The organism is Halegenticoccus tardaugens (genome assembly GCF_004116405.1).
GTDB classification, from domain to species: domain Archaea; phylum Halobacteriota; class Halobacteria; order Halobacteriales; family Haloferacaceae; genus Halegenticoccus; species Halegenticoccus tardaugens.
In genome coordinates this window covers 1-23,550 of sequence record NZ_SDIC01000008.1, presented here as the reverse complement: position 1 = coordinate 23,550, position 23,550 = coordinate 1, and the positions used below count along the sequence as shown (strand labels likewise).

Annotated in this window: 28 protein-coding genes and 3 pseudogenes; 10 read left to right on the top strand and 21 right to left on the bottom strand. The window is 58.2% G+C overall.

Translation table 11 applies throughout. From position 1 onward, the window contains the following. Positions 1-496: 496 nt before the first annotated feature. Together C3L37_RS18925 and C3L37_RS18920 are read left to right on the top strand one after the other, a co-directional pair. Positions 497-967, top strand: a complete 471-nt coding sequence (locus C3L37_RS18925) for a DUF7344 domain-containing protein (RefSeq protein WP_129116135.1) — start codon at positions 497-499, stop codon at positions 965-967. Positions 968-1,873: 906 nt separating this feature from the next. Continuing rightward, a complete protein-coding gene (locus C3L37_RS18920) occupies positions 1,874-2,122 on the top strand; it encodes a hypothetical protein (protein WP_129116134.1) in 249 nt (82 codons plus the stop codon). Between the two features lie 447 nt (positions 2,123-2,569). On the opposite strand, the gene katG is transcribed toward C3L37_RS18920, so the two are convergent. Then, the gene (gene katG / locus C3L37_RS18915) at positions 2,570-4,735 is read right to left on the bottom strand and encodes a catalase/peroxidase HPI (RefSeq protein WP_129116133.1); all 2,166 of its coding nucleotides are present in this window, start codon (positions 4,733-4,735) and stop codon (positions 2,570-2,572) included. 260 nt (positions 4,736-4,995) lie between these two features. Between katG and tnpA the strand changes: the two genes are divergently transcribed. Continuing rightward, positions 4,996-5,418 carry an IS200/IS605 family transposase gene (tnpA, locus tag C3L37_RS18910; protein WP_129116132.1) on the top strand — a complete coding sequence of 141 codons (423 nt, stop codon included), beginning with the start codon at positions 4,996-4,998 and terminating at the stop codon, positions 5,416-5,418. Beyond that, positions 5,415-6,643 (top strand): annotated as a pseudogene (locus C3L37_RS18905) (RNA-guided endonuclease InsQ/TnpB family protein). Before tnpA ends, C3L37_RS18905 begins: the two are co-directional and overlap by 4 nt. Positions 6,644-6,653: 10 nt before the next feature. Here C3L37_RS18905 and C3L37_RS25090 read toward each other — a convergent pair. Further along, positions 6,654-6,860, bottom strand: a pseudogene (locus C3L37_RS25090) (hypothetical protein); the annotation flags it as partial. 136 nt (positions 6,861-6,996) lie between these two features. On the opposite strand from C3L37_RS25090, the gene C3L37_RS18895 reads away from it, so the two are divergent. After that, complete coding sequence (locus tag C3L37_RS18895) at positions 6,997-7,548, top strand: DUF7342 family protein (protein ID WP_129116131.1); 552 nt, start codon at positions 6,997-6,999, stop codon at positions 7,546-7,548. A 17-nt stretch (positions 7,549-7,565) separates the two neighbouring features. Next, the gene (locus C3L37_RS25875) at positions 7,566-8,054 is read left to right on the top strand and encodes a hypothetical protein (protein ID WP_129116130.1); all 489 of its coding nucleotides are present in this window, start codon (positions 7,566-7,568) and stop codon (positions 8,052-8,054) included. Between the two features lie 156 nt (positions 8,055-8,210). Here the strand turns inward: C3L37_RS25875 and C3L37_RS18885 are convergent, their stop codons facing one another. From C3L37_RS18885 to C3L37_RS18875, 3 genes are read right to left on the bottom strand one after another with little or no spacing between them, the layout of a single operon-like run. Further along, complete coding sequence (locus C3L37_RS18885; RefSeq protein ID WP_129116129.1) at positions 8,211-9,059, bottom strand: VOC family protein; 849 nt, start codon at positions 9,057-9,059, stop codon at positions 8,211-8,213. A gap of 10 nt (positions 9,060-9,069) precedes the next feature. Next, entirely contained in the window at positions 9,070-9,489 is a 420-nt protein-coding gene (locus tag C3L37_RS18880) for a DoxX family protein (RefSeq protein ID WP_129116128.1), read from the bottom strand. After that, the gene (locus tag C3L37_RS18875; RefSeq protein WP_129116127.1) at positions 9,489-10,190 is read right to left on the bottom strand and encodes an SDR family NAD(P)-dependent oxidoreductase; all 702 of its coding nucleotides are present in this window, start codon (positions 10,188-10,190) and stop codon (positions 9,489-9,491) included. The genes C3L37_RS18880 and C3L37_RS18875 overlap by 1 nt, the downstream gene beginning before the upstream one ends. Before the next feature lie 62 nt (positions 10,191-10,252). On the opposite strand from C3L37_RS18875, the gene C3L37_RS18870 reads away from it, so the two are divergent. Beyond that, positions 10,253-10,606: a winged helix-turn-helix transcriptional regulator gene (locus C3L37_RS18870; RefSeq protein ID WP_129116126.1), complete on the top strand. Its 354-nt coding sequence runs from the start codon at positions 10,253-10,255 to the stop codon at positions 10,604-10,606. A gap of 97 nt (positions 10,607-10,703) precedes the next feature. Next, the gene (locus C3L37_RS18865; protein ID WP_129116125.1) at positions 10,704-11,150 is read left to right on the top strand and encodes an ester cyclase; all 447 of its coding nucleotides are present in this window, start codon (positions 10,704-10,706) and stop codon (positions 11,148-11,150) included. A 230-nt stretch (positions 11,151-11,380) separates the two neighbouring features. Here C3L37_RS18865 and C3L37_RS18860 read toward each other — a convergent pair whose 3' ends face one another. The 15 genes and pseudogenes from C3L37_RS18860 to C3L37_RS18785 all read right to left on the bottom strand — a co-directional run bounded on the left by C3L37_RS18860 (position 11,381) and on the right by C3L37_RS18785 (position 22,360). Next, on the bottom strand, positions 11,381-12,013 hold the full coding sequence (locus C3L37_RS18860) for a trimeric intracellular cation channel family protein (protein ID WP_228546360.1): 633 nt from the start codon (positions 12,011-12,013) through the stop codon (positions 11,381-11,383). Then, positions 12,013-12,354 carry a PemK-like protein gene (locus tag C3L37_RS18855; RefSeq protein WP_129116124.1) on the bottom strand — a complete coding sequence of 114 codons (342 nt, stop codon included), beginning with the start codon at positions 12,352-12,354 and terminating at the stop codon, positions 12,013-12,015. The genes C3L37_RS18860 and C3L37_RS18855 overlap by 1 nt, the downstream gene beginning before the upstream one ends. Further along, entirely contained in the window at positions 12,351-12,710 is a 360-nt protein-coding gene (locus tag C3L37_RS18850; RefSeq protein WP_129116123.1) for a MarR family transcriptional regulator, read from the bottom strand. The genes C3L37_RS18855 and C3L37_RS18850 overlap by 4 nt, the downstream gene beginning before the upstream one ends. A gap of 92 nt (positions 12,711-12,802) precedes the next feature. After that, positions 12,803-13,138, bottom strand: a pseudogene (locus C3L37_RS18845) (DUF7558 family protein); the annotation flags it as partial. Further along, positions 13,135-13,425 carry a hypothetical protein gene (locus C3L37_RS18840; RefSeq protein ID WP_129116122.1) on the bottom strand — a complete coding sequence of 97 codons (291 nt, stop codon included), beginning with the start codon at positions 13,423-13,425 and terminating at the stop codon, positions 13,135-13,137. The gene C3L37_RS18840 and the pseudogene C3L37_RS18845, both read right to left, overlap by 4 nt. A 171-nt stretch (positions 13,426-13,596) precedes the next feature. Then, positions 13,597-14,094 (bottom strand): type II toxin-antitoxin system VapC family toxin, encoded by a 498-nt coding sequence (locus C3L37_RS18835; RefSeq protein ID WP_228546359.1) that lies wholly within the window; start codon positions 14,092-14,094, stop codon positions 13,597-13,599. Continuing rightward, positions 14,095-14,400 (bottom strand): hypothetical protein, encoded by a 306-nt coding sequence (locus tag C3L37_RS18830; protein ID WP_129116121.1) that lies wholly within the window; start codon positions 14,398-14,400, stop codon positions 14,095-14,097. 321 nt (positions 14,401-14,721) lie between these two features. After that, positions 14,722-15,123 carry a helix-turn-helix domain-containing protein gene (locus C3L37_RS18825; protein WP_129116350.1) on the bottom strand — a complete coding sequence of 134 codons (402 nt, stop codon included), beginning with the start codon at positions 15,121-15,123 and terminating at the stop codon, positions 14,722-14,724. Between the two features lie 180 nt (positions 15,124-15,303). Then, the gene (locus C3L37_RS18820; protein WP_394345808.1) at positions 15,304-16,584 is read right to left on the bottom strand and encodes an MFS transporter; all 1,281 of its coding nucleotides are present in this window, start codon (positions 16,582-16,584) and stop codon (positions 15,304-15,306) included. 13 nt (positions 16,585-16,597) lie between these two features. Continuing rightward, positions 16,598-17,722 (bottom strand): MBL fold metallo-hydrolase, encoded by a 1,125-nt coding sequence (locus C3L37_RS18815; protein ID WP_129116120.1) that lies wholly within the window; start codon positions 17,720-17,722, stop codon positions 16,598-16,600. A 1,145-nt stretch (positions 17,723-18,867) separates the two neighbouring features. Beyond that, on the bottom strand, positions 18,868-19,863 hold the full coding sequence (locus tag C3L37_RS18800; RefSeq protein WP_228546357.1) for a sulfite exporter TauE/SafE family protein: 996 nt from the start codon (positions 19,861-19,863) through the stop codon (positions 18,868-18,870). 2 nt (positions 19,864-19,865) lie between these two features. Then, positions 19,866-20,015: a DUF7512 family protein gene (locus C3L37_RS24525; RefSeq protein WP_164974814.1), complete on the bottom strand. Its 150-nt coding sequence runs from the start codon at positions 20,013-20,015 to the stop codon at positions 19,866-19,868. 203 nt (positions 20,016-20,218) lie between these two features. Then, positions 20,219-20,686: a DUF6691 family protein gene (locus C3L37_RS18795; RefSeq protein ID WP_129116119.1), complete on the bottom strand. Its 468-nt coding sequence runs from the start codon at positions 20,684-20,686 to the stop codon at positions 20,219-20,221. Then, positions 20,683-21,177, bottom strand: a complete 495-nt coding sequence (locus C3L37_RS18790; protein ID WP_129116118.1) for a YeeE/YedE family protein — start codon at positions 21,175-21,177, stop codon at positions 20,683-20,685. Before C3L37_RS18790 ends, C3L37_RS18795 begins: the two co-directional genes overlap by 4 nt. 1 nt (position 21,178) lies before the next feature. Continuing rightward, entirely contained in the window at positions 21,179-22,360 is a 1,182-nt protein-coding gene (locus C3L37_RS18785; RefSeq protein ID WP_129116117.1) for an MBL fold metallo-hydrolase, read from the bottom strand. Between the two features lie 204 nt (positions 22,361-22,564). Between C3L37_RS18785 and C3L37_RS18780 the strand changes: the two genes are divergently transcribed. Together C3L37_RS18780 and C3L37_RS18775 are read left to right on the top strand one after the other, a co-directional pair. Further along, a complete protein-coding gene (locus C3L37_RS18780) occupies positions 22,565-22,807 on the top strand; it encodes a sulfurtransferase TusA family protein (protein ID WP_129116116.1) in 243 nt (80 codons plus the stop codon). A 5-nt stretch (positions 22,808-22,812) separates the two neighbouring features. Then, positions 22,813-23,196, top strand: a complete 384-nt coding sequence (locus C3L37_RS18775) for a DsrE family protein (protein WP_129116115.1) — start codon at positions 22,813-22,815, stop codon at positions 23,194-23,196. 111 nt (positions 23,197-23,307) lie between these two features. Here the strand turns inward: C3L37_RS18775 and C3L37_RS18770 are convergent. Further along, positions 23,308-23,550, bottom strand: a 243-nt coding sequence (locus C3L37_RS18770) for a zinc ribbon domain-containing protein (RefSeq protein WP_146333946.1), incomplete at its 5' end; no start/stop codon positions are given.

The window sequence follows — 23,550 nt, the reverse complement described above, 5'->3', positions numbered from 1 at the left end:
GTAGTTTTACTATTTAGGGTGTATCTTTACACACACACGTTCTCTACGTGCCTCTTAGCATAACAGGAGTGAAGACCAATAATACCCTTACATAACAGACCCCATGACTGTGGGAGCACTCAACTGAGTGAGCTCATTCTCACACCAACCAGAGGTCCACAGAGGTGGTGGCAGACGCAATGACATGGATCAAGCGGAAGCCCATGACTTTAGTCGTGGGTCTACGCGATAGGTACGGCCCCTCTACCGCAAGATTTCGGCCGTCTGGGATTGTTTGTGAATCTGACTCGACAGGGAAAACTGGGGTTGGATTGGGGACCCCATCACCAACAAGCAACCCTGCCCAACCGAGTCGGGCAGATGGCACCGCCCGTAGGGTGTTAGCGAGGCAGTCCGACTGGACTGGCGTCACCATGCACTCACCGCCCCGACGCTCCGCGTACAAACCGGGACCGACTATCGCGGTCGGGAAGGTGCCTCCGTCGGGGTGGTCGGCGTGACCGACCCCGAGCGCGAGGAATCCCACGACTTCAGGCGTATGGAGGATGTCAAGACCAGGGACGATGCTGGACCAGGTCGAACAGACAAAACGTCCTCGGCCACTATCGAAACGGACGGGAGTGGTGACTACCGACGACTGGACCGGATGTTCGACGCACTCAGTCATCTGTATCGTCGCCGAGTTCTTCTCCCCCTCAGTAACTATTCTCCTCGTGATAAGGCCGACCTTCCCATCGATGAGTTGGTGACCGAAGATGACGATCTCGAGCAGCTCACGGTGGCACTCTATCACACTCACCTTCCGAAACTCGCGAAGGCCGGCTACATTGACTGGGACAAAGACACCGGAACGATTCGACGAGGTCCTCATTTCGAAGAGGCTTCTCAGTACCTCTCGCAGGTGTACGACCACGAAGACGAAGAGGAAGACACGTCACGAATTGAAGTCAGTGAACCCTGTAAGTGAACTACTCCCACCTATCGCGCTCGGGGTTACCCACCCCTCGCGTGGTGAGGTGGGAGCTTCCTTGTTCACCGACGCGACGTGCAGATTCACCGGGAATCCACAGCGGTCGCAGTCTCCGAAGGCGTCGATTCGGCCTGTCCCGTGCCTACGTGTCCGCACTGCGCAGTGCGTGGGGGCCTTGAGGGCTTCAATTCCTCCTACTCTCACGCACACGTACCGCTTTCGTGAGATAGTATATCACGCTATCGTACGTGTAAGACCACCAAAGACGGCGCTGTATCCCCACCCTACTCGCTCCCTTCGGCGCTCGGTGAGGATGGGGGGCTTAGCGCCTGCAATTCAGCTAATTTCGTCACTCAATAAGTGGCTCATAGATGCTCTCGAGGGGTTTAAGCGGCTTCAAGGCCGAGTTCACGGACAACCCCACCCTCAACACGCTGAAGGCGTGTAGGGTGGGGTAGTTGACGCAGGCTCACATCCACGACGAGGGCTTTTCCTGGCGGTGATTCACCGAGTGTCGATGAGTCGTCCCAGCCATCCGGCTGCAAAGACCGAGCCAGCAGTAACGGGTAGACCATCTGCCGTCGTTGTGCCAATACTTGCGAGAACGGTCTGTCGAAAGAGTGAGGCCGGTTGATTCCCCGTACCTTGATGACATACGGCTTCTCGTTGCGTTATCCTGTCTTTACCCGCTTCTAATAGAGAGATAGGAGTGAATTGTCGGGGCAGCGCTGAATCAGAGCTCTCTCTGTGACCCACAACCGGAGTTCGACGGGTCTCACATGATTGCAGGGCGAGGAAGCCCACGACTGTAGTCGTGGGTAGCTTACTACGGTGACCTACTCAAAGACCCTTCACTTGTTGGGGAGAGTGTTTCAAGGGTCTAGCGTCTACGTATGTTTGCGTATGACAGGGAAGGATATGCAGCCACACCTCACGTCACAGAATGAGCGAATGGAGCCGTCCGAATCACGGTCCAAAACGCTATCCGAACCCTCCCTGAGCACAGGGGCAAACACCTACGAATTAACCTGTGTGGAGTGCTCCCATACCGAGATTGCGACTGGATTCAAGCCTGCACTTGAAGCGAGTAAAGATCATGAAGAAGAGTACGAAAACGGTCACTTCGTTAAGTTAGAACTAATAGAAAGCTGATATTACCCCCCACAGCTTCAGTCGTGAGATTCTGAAGGGGATATTACGGTTGCACGTGCTCTTGGGGGCAGCGTACGCTTTCGCGTCCTCCCTCAACGGTCGCCGTCCACTTATGGCCATGGACGTGCTTTGCAGTGCGTGTAGCCGACCAAAGTGGCCTTCCCACCGATGTGCAACCGGCGTTTAATACCCGGCCCTGCTACTGACGGGGGTGCTAAATACGATGTTGGATACATCCCACGGTTGAAGTCGGGGCTGTCACCTCAAATCCCTGTAGCCCCACTACGGAGAATCCGTAGATTAGACGGTACCTGGACTAGGAAACTCACCTTTGTGATAAAGAACAGATTAATACAGCGTCTTAGAAGTGCTAAAGAAAAGAAGAGATACATCGTCGCCCGATGTGATCACATTCTTGATACGTCTTCGAGGTGTAGGCGGGGTAGTTCACTTGAGATCGAACCGATCGAGCTGCATCACTTTACTCCACGCGTCGACGAAGTCCTCGACGAACTTCCCCTCGGCGTCATCAGCGAAGTAGGCGTCCGCGGTGGCGCGAAGTCGGGCATTCGAGCCGAAGATCAGATCGAGGCGGGTGGCCTCCCATTTGAGTTCGCCAGTGTCGCGGTCGCGAACCTCGAAGACTTCTCTGTCCTCGTCGACTGGCTCCCACTCGTAGTCCATATCGAGCAGGTTCACGAAGAAGTCGTTCGAGAGCGTACCGGGATCATCAGTGAAGACACCGCGATCAGAGTCCCTGTAGGTCGCACCTAGCGTGCGCATCCCGCCGACGAGCACCGTCATCTCGGGGACGGACAGGTTCAGTAGTTCCGCCTTGTCGACCATTCGTTCTTCCGGGGAGTCGTAGAGGTCGTCGTACTCGCCACCAAGGTAGTTCCGGAATGCGTCGACCTTCGGTTCAAGCACCTCAAAAGACTCGACATCGGTCTGCTTCTGTGAGGCATCCGTACGGCCCGGTTCGAACGGAACGTCCACGTCGTAGCCGGCCTCGGAGGCTGCCTGTTCGATAGCTGCGTTGCCACCAAGTACGATGAGGTCGGCAAGCGACACGCGCACGTCGTCATCCCGCGAACTATTGAACTCCTCCTGAATCACTTCCAGGGTCCCCAGGATCGTATCCAGCTCCTTGGGCTCGTTTACTTTCCAGCTCCGCTGGGGTTCCAGACGGATGCGCGCGCCGTTCGCGCCGCCGCGCTTGTCGCTGTCGCGATATGTCGACGCAGATGCCCACGCAGTTTTGACCAGCTGCGAGACAGGCAGGTCCGAGGCGAGGATTTCGCCCTTGAGCTCGGCAATCGCTTCGTCGCCGATGAGCTCGTAGTTGACGTCGGGGACGGGATCCTGCCAGACGAACGTCTCGTCGGGGACCTCCGGGCCAAGGAACCGCTTGGGCGGGCCCATGTCGCGATGGATGAGCTTGTACCACGCCTTCGCGAACGCCTCCTGGAACTCGTTGGGGTTCTCCTGGAAGCGCTCTAGGATCTCTCGGTAGTCGTCGTCGTGTTTGAGGGCGATGTCCGTCGTCAGCATCATCGGCTGGTCCGTCTCCGATGGCTCCAGCGCTCCCGGCGCGTAGTCGATGTCTTCGTCGCCGACCGGCCGCCACTGCCAGGCACCGCCGGGGCCCTTGACTGAGGACCAATCGTGCTCTAGCAAGTTGTCGACGTACCCCATATCCCACTGGGTCGGCGTGGCGTTCCAGGGGCCCTCGATACCGCTCGTGATGGCTTCGAGACCGCCGATCTTGTCGCCGTGCTCCTGCGCCCAGCCGAGGCCTTGGTCCTCGATGGATGCTGCTTCGGGCTCGGGGCCGACATGCTCGTCGGGATCGTCCGCACCATGGACCTTCCCGAAGGTGTGGCCGCCGGCGATGAGCGCGACCGTCTCCTCGTCGTTCATCGCCATACGGCTGAACTCCTCGCGAATGTTCTTCGCAGATCCTTCGACATCCGGTTCGCCGTACGGCCCCTCTGGATTTACGTAGATGAGCCCCATCACAGTGTTCCCGAGCGGGTCTTTGAGATTGCCAACCTCACCGTCTTCGAAGCGCTCAGACGAGGTCGTCTCCCACTCTGTCTCGGGACCCCACTCGACGGCCTCGTTGGACTTGAATTCGTCCTCGCGGCCACCGGCGAAACCAACCGTCTCGAATCCCATCGACTCAAGGGCGACGTTCCCCGCGAGGACGATGAGGTCGCCCCACGAGAGCCTGCGACCGTACTTCTTCTTAACCGGCTGGAGCAGGCGGCGGGCCTTGTCGAGATTGACGTTGTCCGGCCAGCTACTCTCCGGTGGGAGTCGCTGAAGGCCGCCAGACGCGCCGGCGCGCCCGTCGCTGGTGCGGTACGTGCCAGCGCTGTGCCACGCCATCCGAATAAACAGCGGCCCGTAGTGGCCGTAGTCGGCAGGCCACCAGTCCGCCGAATCCGTCATCACGTCCTCGATGTCCGACTTCACTTCGTCGAGGTCGAGCGTCTCGAACTCCTCGGCATAGTGGAAGTCCTCGCCGTACGGATTTGTGTCCGCAGTGTTATCGTCGAGGATATCCAGTCGAAGGAGGTCCGGCCACCACTCTTGGTTAGACCACGTCATATCTAAACAATAGGGCGTTTGTCTGTTAAGCTTACGCTCTTGTGAAGTACAGTGTTAGTGACTCAAAGAGCTTCTCGAAAGATTTGTTTTAGCTAAATTGAGGCGCTAAGCCCCCTTCCTCAACGACCGAGCGAAGCGAGGACGTAGGGAGGGGATACGCACCGTACACTCGATTCGTCTTTGGGTATAGAAGATATGGGGCATCCAAACTGAACTATTAAATAATTTGGGTGAATGGTATATCGTACAGGCAAAGGCCAATGGTGTACGACTTAGACAAAAGTTCGCACTCCGTGTACTCCCTGCACTACCACCTCGTTTTAGTGGTCAAATACCGCAGAGACGTGTTCACGGAGGATATGAAGAACTTCATGCGCGGGGCCATCGAAGGTTTCGCGGATAACTACGGCGTCGAAATCGAACGGCTCGAAGCCGACGGCAACCACGTACACATTCTGTTCAAGGCCAAGCCGAGTACTGATCTAACCAAGTTCATCAACACTCTTAAAGGGAGTACCGCACGGCGTATTCGCAACGAGTTTCACGACGAAATCAAGCACAAGCTCTGGGGAGATTCGTTTTGGACGGATTCGTACTGTCTGATTTCCACCGGGCAAGTGTCACTTGATGTACTCATGGAATACGTCGATAGCCAACGCGAGGAACCACCAAGCGACCGATGAACTACAACTACAGGTATCGGCTCTATCCGACTGCCGACCAACGCGAAGCATTAGCGTGGACGCTCGATACCTGTAGGCAGGTCTACAACCACTTCTTGAACCGACTCAACGAAGTCGACGACGTACCCTCGGAATACTCCCAAAAGAATACGCTTCCCGACCTGAAACGCGAGTGGCCCGAACTGAAACAAGTCCATTCGAAAGTCCTTCAGGTCGTCGTAGAGCGCCTGTATTCCAACCTTCGAACGCTTTCCGCACAGAAGGAAAACGGGTACAAGGTCGGCGCGCTTCGCTGGAAGGGTCCGGGGTGGTACAAGTCGTTCACCTACAGCCAAAGCGGGTTCAGGCTCATCGAAACCGATACGCGGCGGGACCGTCTTCGACTGAGCAAAATCGGGGAGATACCAATAGCGTACCACCGCGAAGTCCCCGAGAACGCGACCATCAAACAGGTCTGTATCAAACGGGACGCTACGGGCAACTGGTACGCGACTCTCGGTATCGAAACCGACGAGAAACCGGAGAAATCCGCTCCCGAAACTATCGACCCGAGGGATACCGTCGGAATCGACGTAGGTATTCTGAAATACGCTCACGACACCGACGGGACCGCCGTCGAATCTTGGACCTCTCGGATGAACGTGAACGACTAGGACGCGAGCAACGGAAGCTCTCGCGGAAGCAAAAGGGGTCGAACAACTACGAGAAACAACGGGTAGTCGTTGCCCGTTGTCACGACCGTATCAAGCGAAAGCGCCGCGACTTTCTCCACAAGCTCGCTCGCTACTACGTTTCGAACTACGACGCGGTGACGGTAGAGGACTTGAACGTTCGCGGCATGATGCAACAGGACCGAAACAGTCGAAACACGGCCCATTCCGCGTGGCGAACCTTCATCGAGATTCTGCGATACAAGGCTGAGAGCGCCGGTACGGACCTCGTCGAAGTTAATCCACGCGGCACTACCAAGGAGTGTAGCAACTGCAGCGTCGAAACCGACAAGCCCCTGTGGGTGCGCGAACACTCGTGTCCGTCGTGCGGATACGAGGACGATAGGGACGCGAACGCCGCGAAGAACATCCTTCAACGCGCGTTTTCTGAATTAGGCATGGGACAGGCCGAATCGACGCCCCCGGAGACTGCGACCGCTACGGATACCCGTGTGGTATCTGCACGTCGCGTCATAGAACGGGGAAGCCCCACCCTCAACGCGCGAAGCGCGTAGGGTGGGGTGGTTCACTCTGGTCTGCTGGAATCGACGCGCCACAGGATCGGCACTCACCGCCAGCTTCCGTCGGCTCGTCGGGGGAGCCACCTGTACTCGTTGCAATGCGTTGCCGCCGAGGTTCGCCATCACGACCTTCGTTGAGCTTATCGTCTGGAATGTGGGACGTCTCACCGGTCGGCTGCAGCTCCTCAAAGTCCGAATATCGGTTGTACATCGATTGACTCGTAGGTTCTGCCGTGATAGTATTTCAACGTTAGGGTGACCGTGCTCGCGGTAGCATCTTGATTATGCGCGAAGACACAAACATATATGAGAGCTAGGCACGAACACTGTTGATAGAGGTGCCCAGAATGTCCGAGTCCTCGCGAGATGGGGTCCAATCGTGGACCGAGTCGATGAGCGCCCGCGAACGCATTCGGGTGGTCGCCGAGACGCTTCGCGAACCCCGGTCGATCAATTGGATCAGCGAGCAGGCCGATGCCGCCTGGAGCACGACCAACGAGGAACTCCAGGCTCTCGTCGAGCAGGGCCAGCTGCGCCGCGTCGAGGCCGGCGAGACGACGCGCTATTTGCCGGACTACACGCGACTGCTCTTCGAGGAAATCCGCACGCTCATCGAGGAGAACACGCGCGAGGAGCTTCGTAACGAATTGGCCGCGATTACCGAGGAGATCGAGGAGTGGCAGGCAACCTACGACGTCGAGACGTGGGAGGATCTCGAACAGTCGCTCGCCGACGGCGATCTCGCAAGTGATGAGCTTCGCGAACGCCGCGACGTCATCGCATTCTGGCGCGAGAACGAGGAGGATCGCCGCCTCATCAAGCACGCACTGGAACTCTATTCGGATGTCGAAGCCGCTCGCGAACAGATGACCGACATGGCCGACCGCGCCACGAGCTAATCCGCCCTTCACACAATATGATCTTTCTCGCCGGTCGCGACCGCTATACACAGCGGACCCTCCTCCGGGACGTTCACGACCGATTGACGAGGCAGGCTGGGTGTGAGGACGTGCGCTATCACCCGTCTCGACGACGACCTCGGTACGTTATCGCGGATGTCGATCCGACACCGTTCCTGAGTGACTCCTACGACGCGGCGACCGCACGACTGGAGGTTCGTTTCTGGTACCCAGCTGGCGTCGACCACGAATACTACCGCATCAACTGGGTCGAACCGGAACGGAACCTGATGCTCGGCTTTCACCAAGATGCCGACCATCCGGACCTTGGGCCCTGTCACATCCAGCTCAATTACGAAGACACACCCGTCGATCGACATAGTGCCTCGTTTCTCGATGCGCACCCACTCGCTGTCCTCAATGACCGACTCCAGCAACTGCCTACAGCACTGGGATCGATTCGCTGGCAGGACGGGCAGCCATCTCTCCCAACGTGGCTGGGTTGAATAGGGGCCCGAGAACTGCGACCACCACGCCTCCTCTAGTGCGATTCACATAACTGTAGGGCGAGGAAGCCCACGACTGTAGTCGTGGGTAGCTTACGAGAGTGAGGACCCTCGTTCTACGACAATAGTCCGTCTCTATCTGGACTACAGGGCAGATTATTTGACCTGAATTCGGACCTCGATCTCGTCGGGATCGTGGATGACGAGATCGCCATCCGTCTCGGTCACAGGAATCTCACGTCTTTCCAGTCGCGACTGAACAGCGCTGAGCGCACCCTGATCCGGGACGATCACCTCAAACCACGACAGCCCGCGCCCGCTCACTGGGCTCGTTCGGTGATGCCAGGTATTCGCGCCGATGTGGTGGTGATACCCCCCTGCGGAGACGAAGGCCGCGGCGGGCACGGCCGTTTGCACCTCGAACCCGAGGGTGTCCACGTAGAAGTCCTTGAACGCGTCCAGCGAGGAGACTTCGAGATGGATATGCCCGATATCCATTTTAGGAGGTGCCTGGGCGTCACCTGTGGCTGCGGCTTCGATACTGTCGAGATCGAGTGGCTCTGTGCTGATTCGAACACGGCCGTCGTCACTGTGGGACCAGTCGTTGCGTGGGAAGTCGCGATAGATTTCGATTCCATTCCCTTCCGGGTCAGTGAGGTACAGGGCCTCACTGACCCAGTGGTCGGATGCGCCACCGAGTTGCCAGTGGGCCCGTATTCGAGCCAACGCGTCACCGAGGGCCTCACGCGAGGGCACTCTGAAGGCAGTGTGGTAGAGTCCAGCGCCTGACCGATGCCGTGTGGGTGCGTCTGCATCACCCTCCAAGACGAGCAGCGGGGTGTCTGAAACACCGAGCACCGAACGGATATCGGATTCCTCGAGCACGCTGAGGCCAACGACGTCCCGATAGAACCCGGTCAGTTCCTCGAGGTCGTTGACGCGGAGTGCAGTTCGACCGATGTGTGTCCCCTGCGGGAGCGTGTCTGTATTCGGTTGCGTGGTCATGGTGGACATCTCAGAGACCGATGTTGAGCGCGTACGGCCAGGCGGTTCCACTAACTGCAACCAGTACGAGCGCTGCGCCGAAGAGCGTGGCGTTCTTCAGGAAGTTCGTCATCTCGGACTGGCGCTGTTCGGGGTCATCGACCGTCCAGAAGTCGTGCATGACCGGCGTTACACCGAGGAAGAACAGTGCGATCGCTGCCGCACCGAGGAGTGGGTAGATACCGAGCGCAATGGCAAGCCCGCCCAGGATGAGCATGAGTCCGGACAGGATGACCGCGAACCGGGGGGCTGGAACGCCCTTGGTCTTGGCGTAGCCACTCATTCCGTCGAGGCCCGTGAAGTGATTGAGCCCCATGAATCCGAGTAGGACACCGAAGACGAGTCGACCCACCAGGAAGGCGAGACCGCCAGCCGTAGTCTCCAGCGCCATCAGACTGCGCCCTCGGGCTGGCCGCCGGTCATCTGGACGATCTGCCCCGTTACGCCCTCGTTCGAAAGCAGGTGGAGCACTTCATCGACGATGGCTTCGGGGGCCGTCCATTCCGAGAAATCAGCGTCGGGCATCGCTTCGCGGTTGCCCGGGACGTCGATGAGGAGCGGGGCGACCGCGTTGACGCGGGCATCGAGTTCGACGTCGAGCGATTCGGCCAACGTACGGACTGCTCCCTTGCCGACATCGTATGCGAGCGTACCGCCGACAGGGTCGATGGCGCGGTCGGAGCTGAACAGGACGACGCCACTGTGCTCGTCGAGGTGGTCTGCGAAGGCCTTGACGGTCAGGAAGGCAGTCGTGGCGTGACGATTGAGCGCGGCTTGGAACGCATCGCCATCGGTATCGCTGACCCCGCCCATCGAGAACCCGCCAGCGAGGCCGACGATGTGATCAACCGACCCATGTTCGTTGGTAATAGTCTCAGCGACGGCGTCGACCGCCGCCTGATCGGTCAGATCGACCTGGTAGTACGATATCTCTTCAGCGTGCTCAGCGCGGGTCGCTACCTCATCTCTCGCTTTTTCGGTGACGTAGGTGCCGATGACGTCGGCGTCACTGTCGACGAGCGAATCCGTTACGTACGGGCCCATGTTGCCGGTGGCGCCGGTTACGAGTACCGTCGAGTGTTGTAGTTCCATTACATTACCTAGTTTGCTCCCAAACCTATATATAGATAAGGCAACAATAGTGTGACCAAGTAATGGCGACCCAACCACCATCGGCTGACACTGACGAAGACACTGAGGTCGAACGGCGGAATGCGGACGTCTGCAACGTCGTCGGGGCTGTCGAAGAGATGGGGGCGAAGTGGAAACTCATCGTCCTCAACGACCTGCGTGACGGCGAAAAGCGGTTCAACGAACTCAAGCGTTCGACGGGAGCGAGCTCCTACACGCTCTCGCGTGTGCTCGATGATTTGGAGGAGCAAGGCTTCATCGAGAACCGCAAGGAGTTCGAATCGCCGGTCGCGAGCTATTACACGCTGACTGAGAAGGGGGATGCCCTCTGTCCCGTGTTCGAGTCGCTCGACGCCTGGGGCGAAGACTGGCTGTAACTTCGGTCTGGATCTGTGGGAACCATTAACACGCGATATGCCCTATTTATAGATTCCAGGTGGACACAAATACCTGGGATCCAGGTGAACGCAAGCCATGTTTACAGACGTTGAGCAGCGCAACATGGAGCTCATGCAGACGCTGGACGATGCATGGAACGATCAGGACGTCGAGGTCTTCAGGGAAAGGCATAAGCCGGGCGTGGTCGTGCATTGGCCCGGGAAGCCAGAGCCGACCGTGGGCATCGAAGATCACACGGAGGAATCGAAAGAGTTCTGGCGGACGTTCCCCGACCAGAAACTCGACAACCGCCCCTATCGTATCTTCTTCGCCTCAGGGGATTGGACGTGTTCAATCGCGCGCTTTCGGGGAACCATGGAGGGACCGATGATCGCCCCCGATGGGACAGAGATCCCGCCGACTGGGAAGAGCTTCGACATCGAGTTCTGTACGGTTGCCCAGTGGGATGACGGGCAGATCGTCGAGGAGAATCTCATGTACGACCTCGTGACGTTCATGGAGCAGATCGGGCTGGAGACGTAGCAAATCGAGAACAACTATCTTTCCGACCTGCTGATGCGAGGGAATGCAGATGATTCCTCGGTGATACGGGGGAAATTCCTCTCTCTGGAACCCATCGACGCAATGTACCACCTCTAGGGCGAGGAGGTGTGGTATCGACTACATCCCGTCAGGATAGCTACCGTGTTGACTATTCCGCCCGAGGCCACGACAGCGGGGATCACATTGCCGCTCGCGAATCTCGAACGGTGCTACTCGCCCGTTAACCCCAGTACTTGTGTTGTCGGAAGTGACCACCCGAAAATGAGTGCGCCAATTCGCGTGCCAACTACGATCGCTGCAGCGGTTCCGTTCGAGCCGCCGGCAGTGACGACAATCCAGTAGGTGCTGCCACCCAGTACCGCACAACTGGCGTAGAAGTCGTCGAGCAGGATGAACGGCGAGCGGTCCAGCAGTATATCCGCGACAGCACCACCTCCGACGGTGTTGATCGTCGCGATCGCGACGACGCCGAACGCCGGGATGTCGGCCTGCGTCGCCACGATAGCGCCGGTCGTGGTGAACGCAGCGAGCCCGATCGCATCTGAGAGCGATGTCACTGGATGAGTGTCGGCGGACTCGAGTGCAGCACTCACCCCTATCGCCAGTCCAACACCGAGCAGGCCGAGACCAATCTCGATGTGTGAGCTGAGTGCGAGCGGGACCCGGTTGACGAGGAGGTCACGGGTCATCCCGACAGCGAATGCCGTGGCGAGGCTGACTACTGTGACTCCGAACATGTCGAACTCCTCTCGGATCGCCTTGCTGGCGCCAACGAGTGCGAATGCGACGAGCCCAATCGTGTTCATCACGGCGAATGGATGCTCCGCAACGAGCAGTCGCATCAGGACGATATATAGTCGATCAACTGGTTGGCCACATCGTCAGTTCGTTCGACGACGAGAGAGGTCAGGTAGTACTCGACATCGGCAGCACTGTTGAGGGTCACGAGCGACCACGGAAGCACGTGACTTCGTTCTCCGAGTGGGTCGCCCTCGTAGTCGTCGTCTCGGAGTGGGAGTGCCTCCTCGTGGTAGGTCTTCGTGGAGAGCAGGACCGTGATGAGTTGGGTGCCATGGTCCGGGAATTGAGGCGCTCCCAGAATGAGCATCGGGCGACCTTTATCTGAGAGCGGGTCGGTCCCCCAGATGATGTCGCCACGTTCCAAGTCCTCGAACGCAGTCACTGTATCTCTTCCATCTCGTCGGTCTGGAGTTCCTCAAGACGCTCCTCATCGTATTGTTCGTCTGCCGTCTCGTAGTGTCGGTGTAGCCGGTAGGCAGATTGGAGCCGTTCCTCGTCGTCTGTGATCGCCCAGTACGGGCGCTTGTGCCGCACGAGACCGCGTTCCTTCAATCGCGAGAGAATCGCACTGACGGCGTCTGTATCCAGCCCGAGTTGTTCGGCGATCGTTGCTGCCTTCCACGCCCTGTCGTTATTCTTGTCGAGGAACAGCACGATCCGTTCGGTATCATTCCGTTTCTCGAATTCGTCGGCGTCAGCGTTCTCGAACTCGTCGATATCGATGGTACCGCTCGACATAGGCTAGTGTTGGGGCTGTTGGAACATAGTTGTTTGGCATGTTTGTTACCGTGGGTGGGCGTTTCCGTGCCCAGAAATGCGGGAGGGGGCCACTCCGCTGGCGTCGAGACGAGATGTTTCTCGAGGTCGCGCGTCCAGTACGTCGCGAGCCCGCCTGGACTACACCGCTCGCATAGTTGCAATGGGCCTTCGAGATGGCCGACCTCCACGCGGAATCGAATGAGCGCTGCGAGCGTGTCCACGACGAGTCCACACCCGTCGCAAGCGTGGTGGTCACCTTCGTCGGGATCGGGATGCTCCTGTAGGGCACAGTCGACACAGATCTGGTGGGCGACTCGTTCGTCTTTCCCCCACGTATACGCCGTGCCTGGTGCGGCCCTGCCCAGGGCCGCACAGAAGGCACATCCGGAAAGCGTCTGCTGCGTCACTCGTCTACCTCGCCAGCATCACAGCCAGCCGTCCACCCACGATGGAAGACGACGACCTGCCGAATTGAGCCGAACGCTTCACCACTTGGTTCGTGAACGAGGACTCGCTGTTCGGCGACTGCCGTCACGACACCGTCGTCGACGAGGTCATTCAGAAGGTGTCGTGCGGTCGTCTCGTCAACGTCCGCCGTCGATACCTGAGCAAGATCCCAGTCCTTTGCGAGAAGCTCGGTTTCGAGCCGCTCGTGATTATCTGCAGTGTCATCGAGTTTGTCTGGGTCAGTCATGAGAACTCACGCGAGGCCCAATCGTGAACGCGCCTCACGCCCCCCTGGCGCTGCCAAACATCCCTACGACGCAGACGCGACCGAATACGCTCTCTCAACACACCCCGAGTAGCGAGGACACGCCCCCCGACCACGAGGCCACTGGCGGCCAGCACAACCCCGGTGAGGGTCTTATCCGAGGTCGATGTGCGGAACCGTCACGACATCGAATAGCTGGTAGTGTCGAACGTACGTCGCAATGTGATCGACACCTAGTTCCTCCATGTGACACGCAATGACGAAGTCCGTGAATGAAGCGTTGTTGTCGTCCCATCCGATGAATCTGTCACGTACCTGCTCAAATGCCTCGTCGGGAACACGCTCGAAGCGAAATAGCCCACTTTCATCGACCGCTTTGAAGAGCAACTCGGCGTAACGGAGCGACGCACGCTTTTTCAGTCGCGTTGCCGCCTCATCGAGCGCGTGCTCGTTAACGATGAACTGTCGATATGGAAGGTCCCCGCTGCGTGCGAATTCGGCGAGCGCTCGCGATGCTCGGTGAAGTTCGTCGTTCGGATTGAAAAACGCGAACAGGAATTTCGGACCGAGAAACACCCGATGTGTGAGTCGTTCAGGCTCGAAGTCTCCCGCGGACACCGGCCCAGCGTCAGTCTCAATCGAGCGGCCCATTCACTCCTCGCTGTCGGGAGCGCCCGAGAATCGGATCCCAGCCGTATCCTCACTCCACTCCTCAGCCAGGTCATCTTCTGTGACGGCGTTCGTCCGTGGTGTCTCGGGCACTGGCTCTTGATCGAGTTGGTCGAGAATCGCAAACAGTGGATTGTCTGGATCGACCCGTTCCTGTTGTTCAATCCAGATTGCGGTCGCTTCACGCAATGCCGCCGTGAGCGAGAGGCCCCGCTCTTGGGCAAGCGATTTAAAGTGACGGTATTCTTCGTCCGGCAGTTCGGTCTGGACGTGTGTGGTCTTACTCATCGGCACTCATCTTGTTGATGAATAGATTCGGGTTCATGGAGTACAAGCCTATCCATGGAACCTTGGGGCGTCATATCACCGAACGGCTGGTGTCGTCAGGGTCATCCCCAGTAGCAAGATCGGAATTCAGAAGGGCCCGCTGGTCGGTGACCGCCGTCACCACACCGTCGTCAACGAGCTCGTCGATTCATGCTTCGATCGTACTGTGCATCTCGTCTTTCCGCGTGTCGGTCTCCTCGAAGGAGGCTGACGAGTCACTAGTCGCAGCCATGATGTTCTGAGATTCACCTTACCCGTCTGCAATTCAGGTAAAAGCGCTGTTTACCCTTCGATGGGTGCCGTCGAGTCAGTTTGTTTATATTTCGTTTCGAACTCTTGGATGAGCTGCCCCATCTTGGCGTACCAGTCGTTGAGCATCCGCTGCATGTTCTTGGAGATCTTCGAGGGATCGGTCGGCGAGTAAACGTGGTAGTAGCCGCCCTGATCGTAATTGACCTGCTCTTTCTGGATGAACCCAACCTGAAGCAGACGCTGAACGGCTCGATAGGCGGTTGAACGTTCGCGATTAACCGCTTCCGCAAGTTCATCGACGGTGAGAGGTTCCTCAGCGCCGACGAGCTCCTGGAAGCACTCTTTGTCGAGTTGCTTGAGCCCGTGGAAGCACTCAAAGAGTCCCTCGCACTCCATGTCCTGCTGGAGTTGTTCGGCCATTGAATTCGGCATTCGTATCACGTTTAGCTAGGTACTAGGCCCGTAAAAGACTTGTGCATAGGTTGTACAAGTCTACGCCATCCTTGCTGAACGTTTTTGGTGTGACCGCTGACTCTTCATAACCCGTATGTTCCAAAAGAACAAGCCGCTGGACCCTCTTGTCAAATGTCAGCATCTTTCCTAGCGCTGATCTCAGTCGTCAAAAAGGCTTGATGCCTGGATTTCCATGTTCCCGCCGGCACCGAATTCAGGGTGGGTTTCCCGCATCCACACGACCGCGATACCGCCTGAGAGAAACATCGCGGCGGCGACGACGTAGAACGCTGCCTCCGTGGAGACAAGATCGGCCGTCGTGCCGATGAGGATCGCGCCGAAGCCGTAGCCGGCGTCGCGCCACATCCGGTACACGCCGAGCCCGGTCGCACGCCAAGAGGGGTGTGCGGCGTCGCCGACGACCGTGATCAGGTTCGGGTAGAGCAGTGCCATCCCGACGCCCGTAACGCCGGCGGTCACGAGCCAAAGCCAATAGTTGTCGACCAACACCGTCGCGAACACGCCCACGCCGGCGACGAACATCCCGGCGACGACGGGCGGTCGTCGTCCGATATCATCCGCAAGCTTCCCGGTATAGAGCTGGAGGACACCCCAAACACCGCCGTAGACGCCGACGACGACGCCGACCTCGGCGACTGACAACCCGGCGGTCGTCAGGTAGAGCGGGTACGCAATCCAGACGAGGGCGTCGACGAACTTCTCGACGCTTCCCGCCTGTGACGCAGCAAACAGCGTCCTGTCGCCCCACGTCGCACGCTTCAGTATCGTCCGGAACGGCAGGTCGGCGTCCGCGTCGTCGGATTCGTTCTCGGCCTCAGCCCGTGCATAGGGGAGCGTTTCCTCGATAAGGAGAACCGAAACCACGAGTGCGACCACGATGACGCCCGCGAGGAAGTAGAAGGGTGCAGGACGGAGCCCGTACTGTGCCGCGAGGACGCCCGTTACCCAGGCACCGATGGCCACGCCCCCGTAGCCGAAGGCTTCGTCGAGTCCGACGGCGAAGCCGCGCGCGTCGCTTCCAGCGAGATCAATCTTCGCGTTCACGCTCATGCTCCACGCAAGTCCCTGGTTGACACCGAGTAGTACGTTTCCAACCGAAATCCACCACCAGTTCGGTGCGTAGACGATAATGACGGGAATCGGGAGTGCCACGAGCCACCCGGCGACGAGGATCGGTTTGCGTCCGTACGCTTCGGACCACTTTCCACCGTAGAGGTTGAGCAGGGCCTTGACGAAGCCGAAGCTCACCACGAACGAACCGATAACGAGCACTGACTCGATGCCAAGAACGTCCCGTCCGAGCACGGGGACGACGTTTCGCTCGGCGCCGATGGTCAACCCGACTGCGAAGACGGTGAGCAGCTGGAGCGCGAACTGCGGCAAGTTCCGTCGAATCCCTGCCTGTATGACATGATGCAACCGGTCTCGGTCGTTAGTTGGCCGCGCAGTTGTTTGGGCCGAGTTCGAGCGCTTCGACGTCGTCGCCGGGCTGTTCTCTGCCCCAGTTGATCTGCTTTATCTCGTTGTAGTTTGCGGGTTCGTCGGCGAGACTCTCGACGATGGTTTCGACGAACGCCTCCTCGTCGTCGTCTTCGACGTAGCTGAGGAGCTCATTGGTCGTCTCCGCACGGAGTTCACTGAGTTCGGTCGCCAGCGGCCGAACCCCTTCGTCGCTGAAGTGACCGGGGAGGACGACCGTTCCGTCGTCGATGTCGGTCAGTCCGCCGAGGCTGTCGAATAACAGACTCGCGGCCTCGCGGACGGCGTCCTCAGAGCCGTCCTCCAGATCGGGACGACCGACGCTCCGAAGAAACAGCGTATCTCCAGAGAGGAGGGCGTCACCGTACTCGAAGGAGACGCTGCCGGGCGTATGGCCGGGCGTGTGACGCACGTCGAGAGCACGGTTGCCAACCTCGATGGCGTCGCCGTCTTCGATCTCGGTTACCCGATCGAGCTCGCCGGCGTCCTCGGCGTTGAGGTAGTAGGGGACGTCGAGTTCGCCCGCGAGGCGCCGAGCGCCGGAGACGTGGTCGGCGTGGGCGTGCGTGTCCGCGACGCCGACGATCCGGAGGTCGCGTTCGTCGGCCGCCGCCAGGTACTCGTCGATGTACTGTGTCGGGTCAACGATGACGGCTTCGCCTCCGTCGTGGATAAGGTAAGAGACGCAGCCCGTGCCGGGGCGGACGATCTGGACGACACCATTGACCGCGTCGATGTCGTACTGGCGATGAACACGCCCCCAGCCGTTCATCCCATTGTCGATGGATTCTGCGTCGTAGCCGTGCTCGCGGAGGAACTCGGCCGCGCGCGCCGACGTGATGCCGGCGACACAGACGACGGCGATCTTCTCGTCCTCGGGAAGTTCGTCGAGGCGATCTTCGAGCGTGGAGAAGTCGTACTCCAGGAGATCGTCGTAAATCGGGAGGTTCGTACTCCCGGGGATCTGCCACTCTTCGTAGTCATCCTCCCGACGGACGTCAAGGAGGAAGACGTTCTCGGCGTCGTCGTCTTGAACTCGCTGTGCGACTTGCGACGGTGCGAGCTTGGTATTGCTCATTACGTACACAACTATGCAACTCCACTGTCTTAAATCCGTTGACTCCAGTGGGGGACGTCCCAGCACATGGTTTCTATATGCCTGCCAAACCGGTGGTTCGGCTTGAAACATCGGCTTCATAAAATCTGGCATAGAATTCTAACCTGACGGCATGTTTCGACGACCGCCAACTACTTCGTGATAGTTCCACAACTGAGAACATATAGGCCATCACACGTTCGATGCTGCGGAGGCGGATAAACTCGAGAACGCGTCCGAGCGGTATCGATGCCTCTCCCGGGAGGAACTCTATGGACGCTCGCGCTCGACGGTGGCAAGACGGTCGCCGACCTCGTCACGGCTGGCGTTGCTGACTTCCTCCTCGAGGACGCCTGCCTCGGTGCGGCGTTCTCCACGCGAACGAGCGTGGAACATTCTTTCTCGCGGCCTCGAAGACGTAGATGCGGGGATCTCCGAATCAACGTCCTCAGAATCGCACCGCGATTCTGATGACCGGCGAAAATCGCACAGCGATTTTTGAACGCCTGTGGAGACTGCGCTCTCTGTGTCCACCTCGGTGTGTAAACTACCCCGCCCTACTCGCTCGCTCCCGCCGTGCGGCGGTCGGTCGCTCCTTGAGGACGGGGCTTTACCGCACCGACATTGTACCCCGCGACCCCATGCATGGACGCGGCCCGGCTTCCTATTACCGTCCTGCCGACGGCGTAGGCGCACTGTTGATGCCTCCTACTCCGACCGCGGCGAGGATTGTCCCGCCGATTTAATTTCCGGTGTTCTCGCGCTCTATCCCCAATCGGGGAACGGGAGTCGAACCCGTTCACGGTCGTCGTTCCCGAGTTTAGGACGCGATACTCTCGTGCCACAGGCGTCGGTCTACTGGCGACGCCTACCCACCTGGACGTGTGCCGGGAGAGCAGTAACTCAGGATCGGCAGTACACCGGCTTACCCCTTTGCGAAACGCGCTCCACCCCTCCCTCCCCGCGCCATCGGCGCTCGGTGAGGAAGGGGGCTCCGCGCTATCTGCTAAAGCTGAAACGCGCGTCGTGGAAGTAGGAACCCCTACCCTGATGGAGCGAACGGCGTCAGCTATGAGCGAGTCGGGTAGGGTAGTTCACGTACGGATTCTCTGGATTGGTGAGACAATTCATGATGTAGTGAACCGACACAACGTCCCCGTATGATCTCCCCGAAGGCGACAGACGGCCGCGAGGACGACCGCACCGCTGACGAGAATTGCTGCGCCGAAGATAAGCATGATACTCACCGTGTTGAGCGCGTCGATTCCGTACGCAGTCCCGAAGTTCTTTGTGGCGACTGCCAGACTTCCCGCGAGCAGCATCGCCGCGAAATAGCCCTTGATCTCATCATCGTCGACAAGTTTCGTCGCTCCTGCTCCGATCCGTGCCCCGAATGCACTTCCAATGAGTAGTGCGGCGACGACAGGGAGGGCGACCGCGTCAGCCTGCGCGTAGGCGAATGTGCCGTACGCGCCAGAGATAGTGATCTGGAGGATATCGGTTCCCACAGCAACTGTGGCAGGGACGCCGAGTCCATACATCATCGCGGGCATCAGCAAGAATCCACCACCGACGCCGAGAAAACCAGATAGTACACCAACTACTAGTCCAATCGTGAAGACGATCACACCAGAGACACGGATATCTCCCTTCAATGTGACCATTGGCGGGAGTTCGATCGACTGCACTCTCTCGGAAAGATCGAAACTTGCGGATTCGTCGTTTGCAGAGCGGGCATCACGCAGAGTGAGAAGACCGACGGTAGCCAATAGACCGACGTACGCGATGCTAACGATCTGGTCTGCCATTCCAGTCGCTTCCAGGAAGAGGACGGCGTGTTTGCCTCCTTCAATTCCAATAGTCATGGACACTGTCATGATGGCTGCTAACTTGTAGTCAATTTGGCCGTGATTACGGTGTCTGAGCGCTCCGATGATGCTCGTCCCGAACACAAACGCGAGACCACTTCCCACAGCCACTTTCGCCGGATACCCCATGACCAACAGCGCCGGTGTGATTAGGAACGACCCACCCATACCAAAGAACCCAAAGAGGGTCCCAATTAGGAGACCGAATCCGACGAAGACCCCGGCCATCGTAATGCTCATTCCAAGCAAATCCATACTCACTCTCCTTCAAGTGCTTCGAGCACAGTTGAGCTGGCAACTTGTGAGAGAGCACCATATCCAATGTATAGAATAATGGCCTCGCTGAGGACGAGGCCAACTGTTATTACAGCCTGTACCGACCCACCTAGTAGTCCAATTTCGAACATCTTAGCTCACCGTTAGCGTTCGGATTTTTTTCGTATAGTACATACCATTCTGCACAATACTGGGTTAGGCCCGCGGGGTAAAAACAATTTTGGGAATATTGCACAATACTATATCCGAGTAACGAACTGGTATCCATGTGTATGCGATGGATAAGTTACGAACGAAACCGCGGAGTACGTGTTCAAAACAGGTCAGTTACCGATCAGTCGTCCGTTGCTGCCGCGTCAGCGGTGGTCGATGTCCGCGCGGTCCGCCAGTATCCCTGGGCGTACGCCCCGAGGAACATTCCCCCGATGGCCCACAGAATTGGATAATTGCCGATTCCGACGCTCGCATACGCAGCCCCGGGACAGATACCGGATAAACCCCAACCAACGCCGAAGATCGTCCCGCCAATGACGACGTTGCGGTCAAACTCCTTCAGCCGCCGGAGGTAGACGTCACCAGTCAATGGTGCCTGCTCAAGTGATCGCGTTGCGACAGCGAACGTGATTCCGGTGACGAGGGCCGCACCACCCATGACAAACAGGAGACCAAAGTCTTCGAATTGGAGGAAATCCAGTACAACTTCGGGGCGAGCCATCCCGCTGATAGCAAGGCCGAATCCGAAGATCAACCCCCCAATATAGATGACGGGGAGGAACAAGGGGCTACGTTTCTCGCCAGTCATGGTGTCACCCCAAGTGCCTGCACGAACTGAGCAGTTCCGATAGCCACAATAAGGAATGTCACGACGTTCACGAGTGACGTCTGCGAGAGTGAACCAGTCCCACAGACACCGTGGCCTGAGGTACATCCCTTGCCGAGGCGGGTGCCAACTCCGACGAGAAATCCGCCCCCGAGCAGCCGCCACCACTGGACCTCAGTTGTCCAGATGCCCGAATCTAAGACGAGTCCGTACAGGGCTGCGCCGCTGATGATGCCTGCGGTGAATACGAGTCGCCAGCCGCGTGACTGGATGTATTTGAATTGGTTGAACCGTGGGACGTCCGAGACGTACGACAGCGTCGACTCGAGAAACGTGCTCGCGCCGGCGATGATTCCCGTTGCAAGGTAGATAACCGCGACTCCACTGCCGACGAGCAATCCGCCAAGAAGATACGGCAGAATTCCTCGCGGGAAGAGCTCACTGAGCGCGACCAGTTGCACGAATGATGCCATTTTAATTCGTCAGCGCTCCTTCGCTCGCTGCGCAGTTGTTCGGCCCGAGTTCGAGTTCGAACGCTTCCTCATCGTCGGGCGATTGCTGTCCTAGGTTCGTCGCAATGATCTCTTCGTGGTTGGCCGGCCGCGGAGGCAAGTCTGAGACGATAAATTCAACGAACTCGTCTTTGTCCATCGATAGTGCGTTCATCGTTTCCTTTAGCTCGCCAAGCTCGGCTGTGTACGTTCCATCGTCGTTGGGCGTCGCAGAGTCGCTGAAGTGCGCCGGTGCGACGATCACATCGTCGGGCTGCGTCAGGATCTTCTCGGTGAGACTCTCATAGAGCGTCCCCGCCGCGTTCTTCGCCGCTTCTGGATCTTCGAGGTCCGGCCGGGCGACACTCTCGGTGAAGAGTCCATCGCCCGTGAACAGGACGTTCCCGACTTTGTACGCAGTCATCCCTGTCGTATGCCCAGGTGTGTGTATGACCTCTAACTTGACATCGCCGACGGAGATGGTATCGCCGTCTGAGACAATCTCGTAGGGCTGATCGTATATCACACCACGATTGGCGGCAGGCTCAGGTAGAACTATCGTTGCGTCAGTTTGCTCCGAGAGATTATGGACACCGGAAATATGATCAGCGTGGATATGCGTATCGAGTGCATACCTAAGTTCAACCCCCAGTGCGCGCACGTCCTGTTCGTATTCGTCTGTGAACGCACGGAGTGGGTCAATAACGGTAGCTTCGTCACCGGAGGCGATAAGATACGCCAGACAGCCGCTGGATGGCCGCTGATACTGAGCGATCGTAGCGTCGACGTTGACGTCAAGTTCCGTGTACTCGTAAATGCGCGCCCAACCGTTCATTCCGCGTTCGAGGTGATTGACGTCGTAGCCTTCTTCCCCGAGGAGTTCGGCGACCATTTCGCTTGAGCCTCCCTTTGCACAAAGCACTGTGATTTTCTGTTCGTGAGGAAGCTCGGCGAGCAGATCCAGTGGAACTCCCTCCAGCAGCTGGAAGTAAGGGTAGTTCACAATCTCAACGTTGTCACCGTCGATGTGCCACTCGTCGAAGTTCTCTTCTGACCGAGTATCGAGGAGGAATACCTTCGAACCGCTATCAATCTGCTCTTTGAGGTTCTCCGGGGTGATCGATTCGACCTCTCCTTCCATGTCTGAGAGGGTATCCTTGGTCATCGTCACTCTTGGCTAACCATGCGTTCCAAATAAGGCTTTGCATAGTAATTCTATGATTACGCAAGATTGAATCACGAATTCCTCCGTCTCAAGCTGATTATAGCCATAGTGAATAGAATTGGGTGAACAGCTGTGTTCGAATATCGAACTTCTACCGACACGCTTTTACACCCAGATCTAATATTGGGTGATGAAGTCAATACCATGACACAGTACGAAGTAACCGAAACGCTCGACGTAAAGGGACAGAATTGTCCGATGCCGGTCGTCAAGACCAAACAGAATATCGACCGACTTGCCGAAGGAGACGTTCTCGAAGTCTTCGCGACGGATCCTGGAAGTATGAGCGACATCGCAGGCTGGGCAAAGACCACAGACGGCGTTGAACTCGTCAACCAAGTGGAAGACGACGACGTGTACAAGCACTACGTCCGCAAGACGGAGTAACACCGATGGAGAAGATCGGAATCATCGTTTCTGACGAGAACCCGAAAAACCTGGCGATGGCCATGAACCTGGGCCACACCGCGCTCGCGTCCGACATCGAGGTCATTACCTACTTCACCTTCGACGGATTGACCCACCTGATGGGGGATGAGAAGGACCTCTCAGAGATTGAGCCCCTTCTCGATGCGGGGATGCCGAACCCATACGACCTACTCAAAGCGTTCGTAGCCGACGGTGGCAACCGCGTTTCGACGGTCGCCTGCACCACCACGCTCGACATGCTTGAGTGGGATCGGGATGCGGTGGACGAGTCAGTCACGACCAAGTTCGCAGGCGCGGCGACGTTCCTCGAAGAAGTAGACGGCGCCGATCAAGTGTTCAGCTTCTAAGCATGAGTTCGGACGCGCCACAGCAGTCGAGTAAACTACCCTACCCTACTTCGCTCACCCCATACGGGGTTCGCTCGTTGAGGGGAGGGCTTTGATGTGGACTCCCGGCAATCAGTCACCGGCCAATTGCCGGTGACTCTTGCCGTTCAACGCCCCACCATGTATACGCACGTCTACTGGTGCGTCTCCGCTCCCCGACGTGGGCGAGGAACGGAGTCTGTGTGTCCGCTTTCGGGCGTAGCGTAGCCCGATATTCTTCGCTGCGTTGTAGTCCGCGTTGACCTCGTAGCCGCACTTCTGGCAGTGGAACTGTTCGCCGTCACGGTTCGCTTCGTGCGTGAACCCACAGTCCGT

Excerpts from the sequence above, each read along its gene's own strand:
- C3L37_RS18920 (WP_129116134.1), top strand. The coding sequence starts at position 1,874 with ATGACAGGGAAGGATATGCAGCCACACCTCACGTCACAGAATGAGCGA.
- katG (WP_129116133.1), bottom strand. The coding sequence starts at position 4,735 with ATGACGTGGTCTAACCAAGAGTGGTGGCCGGACCTCCTTCGACTGGAT.
- tnpA (WP_129116132.1), top strand. The coding sequence starts at position 4,996 with ATGGTGTACGACTTAGACAAAAGTTCGCACTCCGTGTACTCCCTGCAC.
- C3L37_RS18895 (WP_129116131.1), top strand. The coding sequence starts at position 6,997 with ATGTCCGAGTCCTCGCGAGATGGGGTCCAATCGTGGACCGAGTCGATG.
- C3L37_RS25875 (WP_129116130.1), top strand. The coding sequence starts at position 7,566 with ATGATCTTTCTCGCCGGTCGCGACCGCTATACACAGCGGACCCTCCTC.
- C3L37_RS18885 (WP_129116129.1), bottom strand. The coding sequence starts at position 9,059 with ATGACCACGCAACCGAATACAGACACGCTCCCGCAGGGGACACACATC.
- C3L37_RS18880 (WP_129116128.1), bottom strand. The coding sequence starts at position 9,489 with ATGGCGCTGGAGACTACGGCTGGCGGTCTCGCCTTCCTGGTGGGTCGA.
- C3L37_RS18875 (WP_129116127.1), bottom strand. The coding sequence starts at position 10,190 with ATGGAACTACAACACTCGACGGTACTCGTAACCGGCGCCACCGGCAAC.
- C3L37_RS18870 (WP_129116126.1), top strand. The coding sequence starts at position 10,253 with ATGGCGACCCAACCACCATCGGCTGACACTGACGAAGACACTGAGGTC.
- C3L37_RS18865 (WP_129116125.1), top strand. The coding sequence starts at position 10,704 with ATGTTTACAGACGTTGAGCAGCGCAACATGGAGCTCATGCAGACGCTG.
- C3L37_RS18860 (WP_228546360.1), bottom strand. The coding sequence starts at position 12,013 with ATGCGACTGCTCGTTGCGGAGCATCCATTCGCCGTGATGAACACGATT.
- C3L37_RS18850 (WP_129116123.1), bottom strand. The coding sequence starts at position 12,710 with ATGTCGAGCGGTACCATCGATATCGACGAGTTCGAGAACGCTGACGCC.
- C3L37_RS18840 (WP_129116122.1), bottom strand. The coding sequence starts at position 13,425 with ATGACTGACCCAGACAAACTCGATGACACTGCAGATAATCACGAGCGG.
- C3L37_RS18835 (WP_228546359.1), bottom strand. The coding sequence starts at position 14,094 with ATGGGCCGCTCGATTGAGACTGACGCTGGGCCGGTGTCCGCGGGAGAC.
- C3L37_RS18830 (WP_129116121.1), bottom strand. The coding sequence starts at position 14,400 with ATGAGTAAGACCACACACGTCCAGACCGAACTGCCGGACGAAGAATAC.
- C3L37_RS18825 (WP_129116350.1), bottom strand. The coding sequence starts at position 15,123 with ATGCCGAATTCAATGGCCGAACAACTCCAGCAGGACATGGAGTGCGAG.
- C3L37_RS18815 (WP_129116120.1), bottom strand. The coding sequence starts at position 17,722 with ATGAGCAATACCAAGCTCGCACCGTCGCAAGTCGCACAGCGAGTTCAA.
- C3L37_RS18800 (WP_228546357.1), bottom strand. The coding sequence starts at position 19,863 with ATGGATTTGCTTGGAATGAGCATTACGATGGCCGGGGTCTTCGTCGGA.
- C3L37_RS24525 (WP_164974814.1), bottom strand. The coding sequence starts at position 20,015 with ATGTTCGAAATTGGACTACTAGGTGGGTCGGTACAGGCTGTAATAACA.
- C3L37_RS18795 (WP_129116119.1), bottom strand. The coding sequence starts at position 20,686 with ATGACTGGCGAGAAACGTAGCCCCTTGTTCCTCCCCGTCATCTATATT.
- C3L37_RS18790 (WP_129116118.1), bottom strand. The coding sequence starts at position 21,177 with ATGGCATCATTCGTGCAACTGGTCGCGCTCAGTGAGCTCTTCCCGCGA.
- C3L37_RS18785 (WP_129116117.1), bottom strand. The coding sequence starts at position 22,360 with ATGACCAAGGATACCCTCTCAGACATGGAAGGAGAGGTCGAATCGATC.
- C3L37_RS18780 (WP_129116116.1), top strand. The coding sequence starts at position 22,565 with ATGACACAGTACGAAGTAACCGAAACGCTCGACGTAAAGGGACAGAAT.
- C3L37_RS18775 (WP_129116115.1), top strand. The coding sequence starts at position 22,813 with ATGGAGAAGATCGGAATCATCGTTTCTGACGAGAACCCGAAAAACCTG.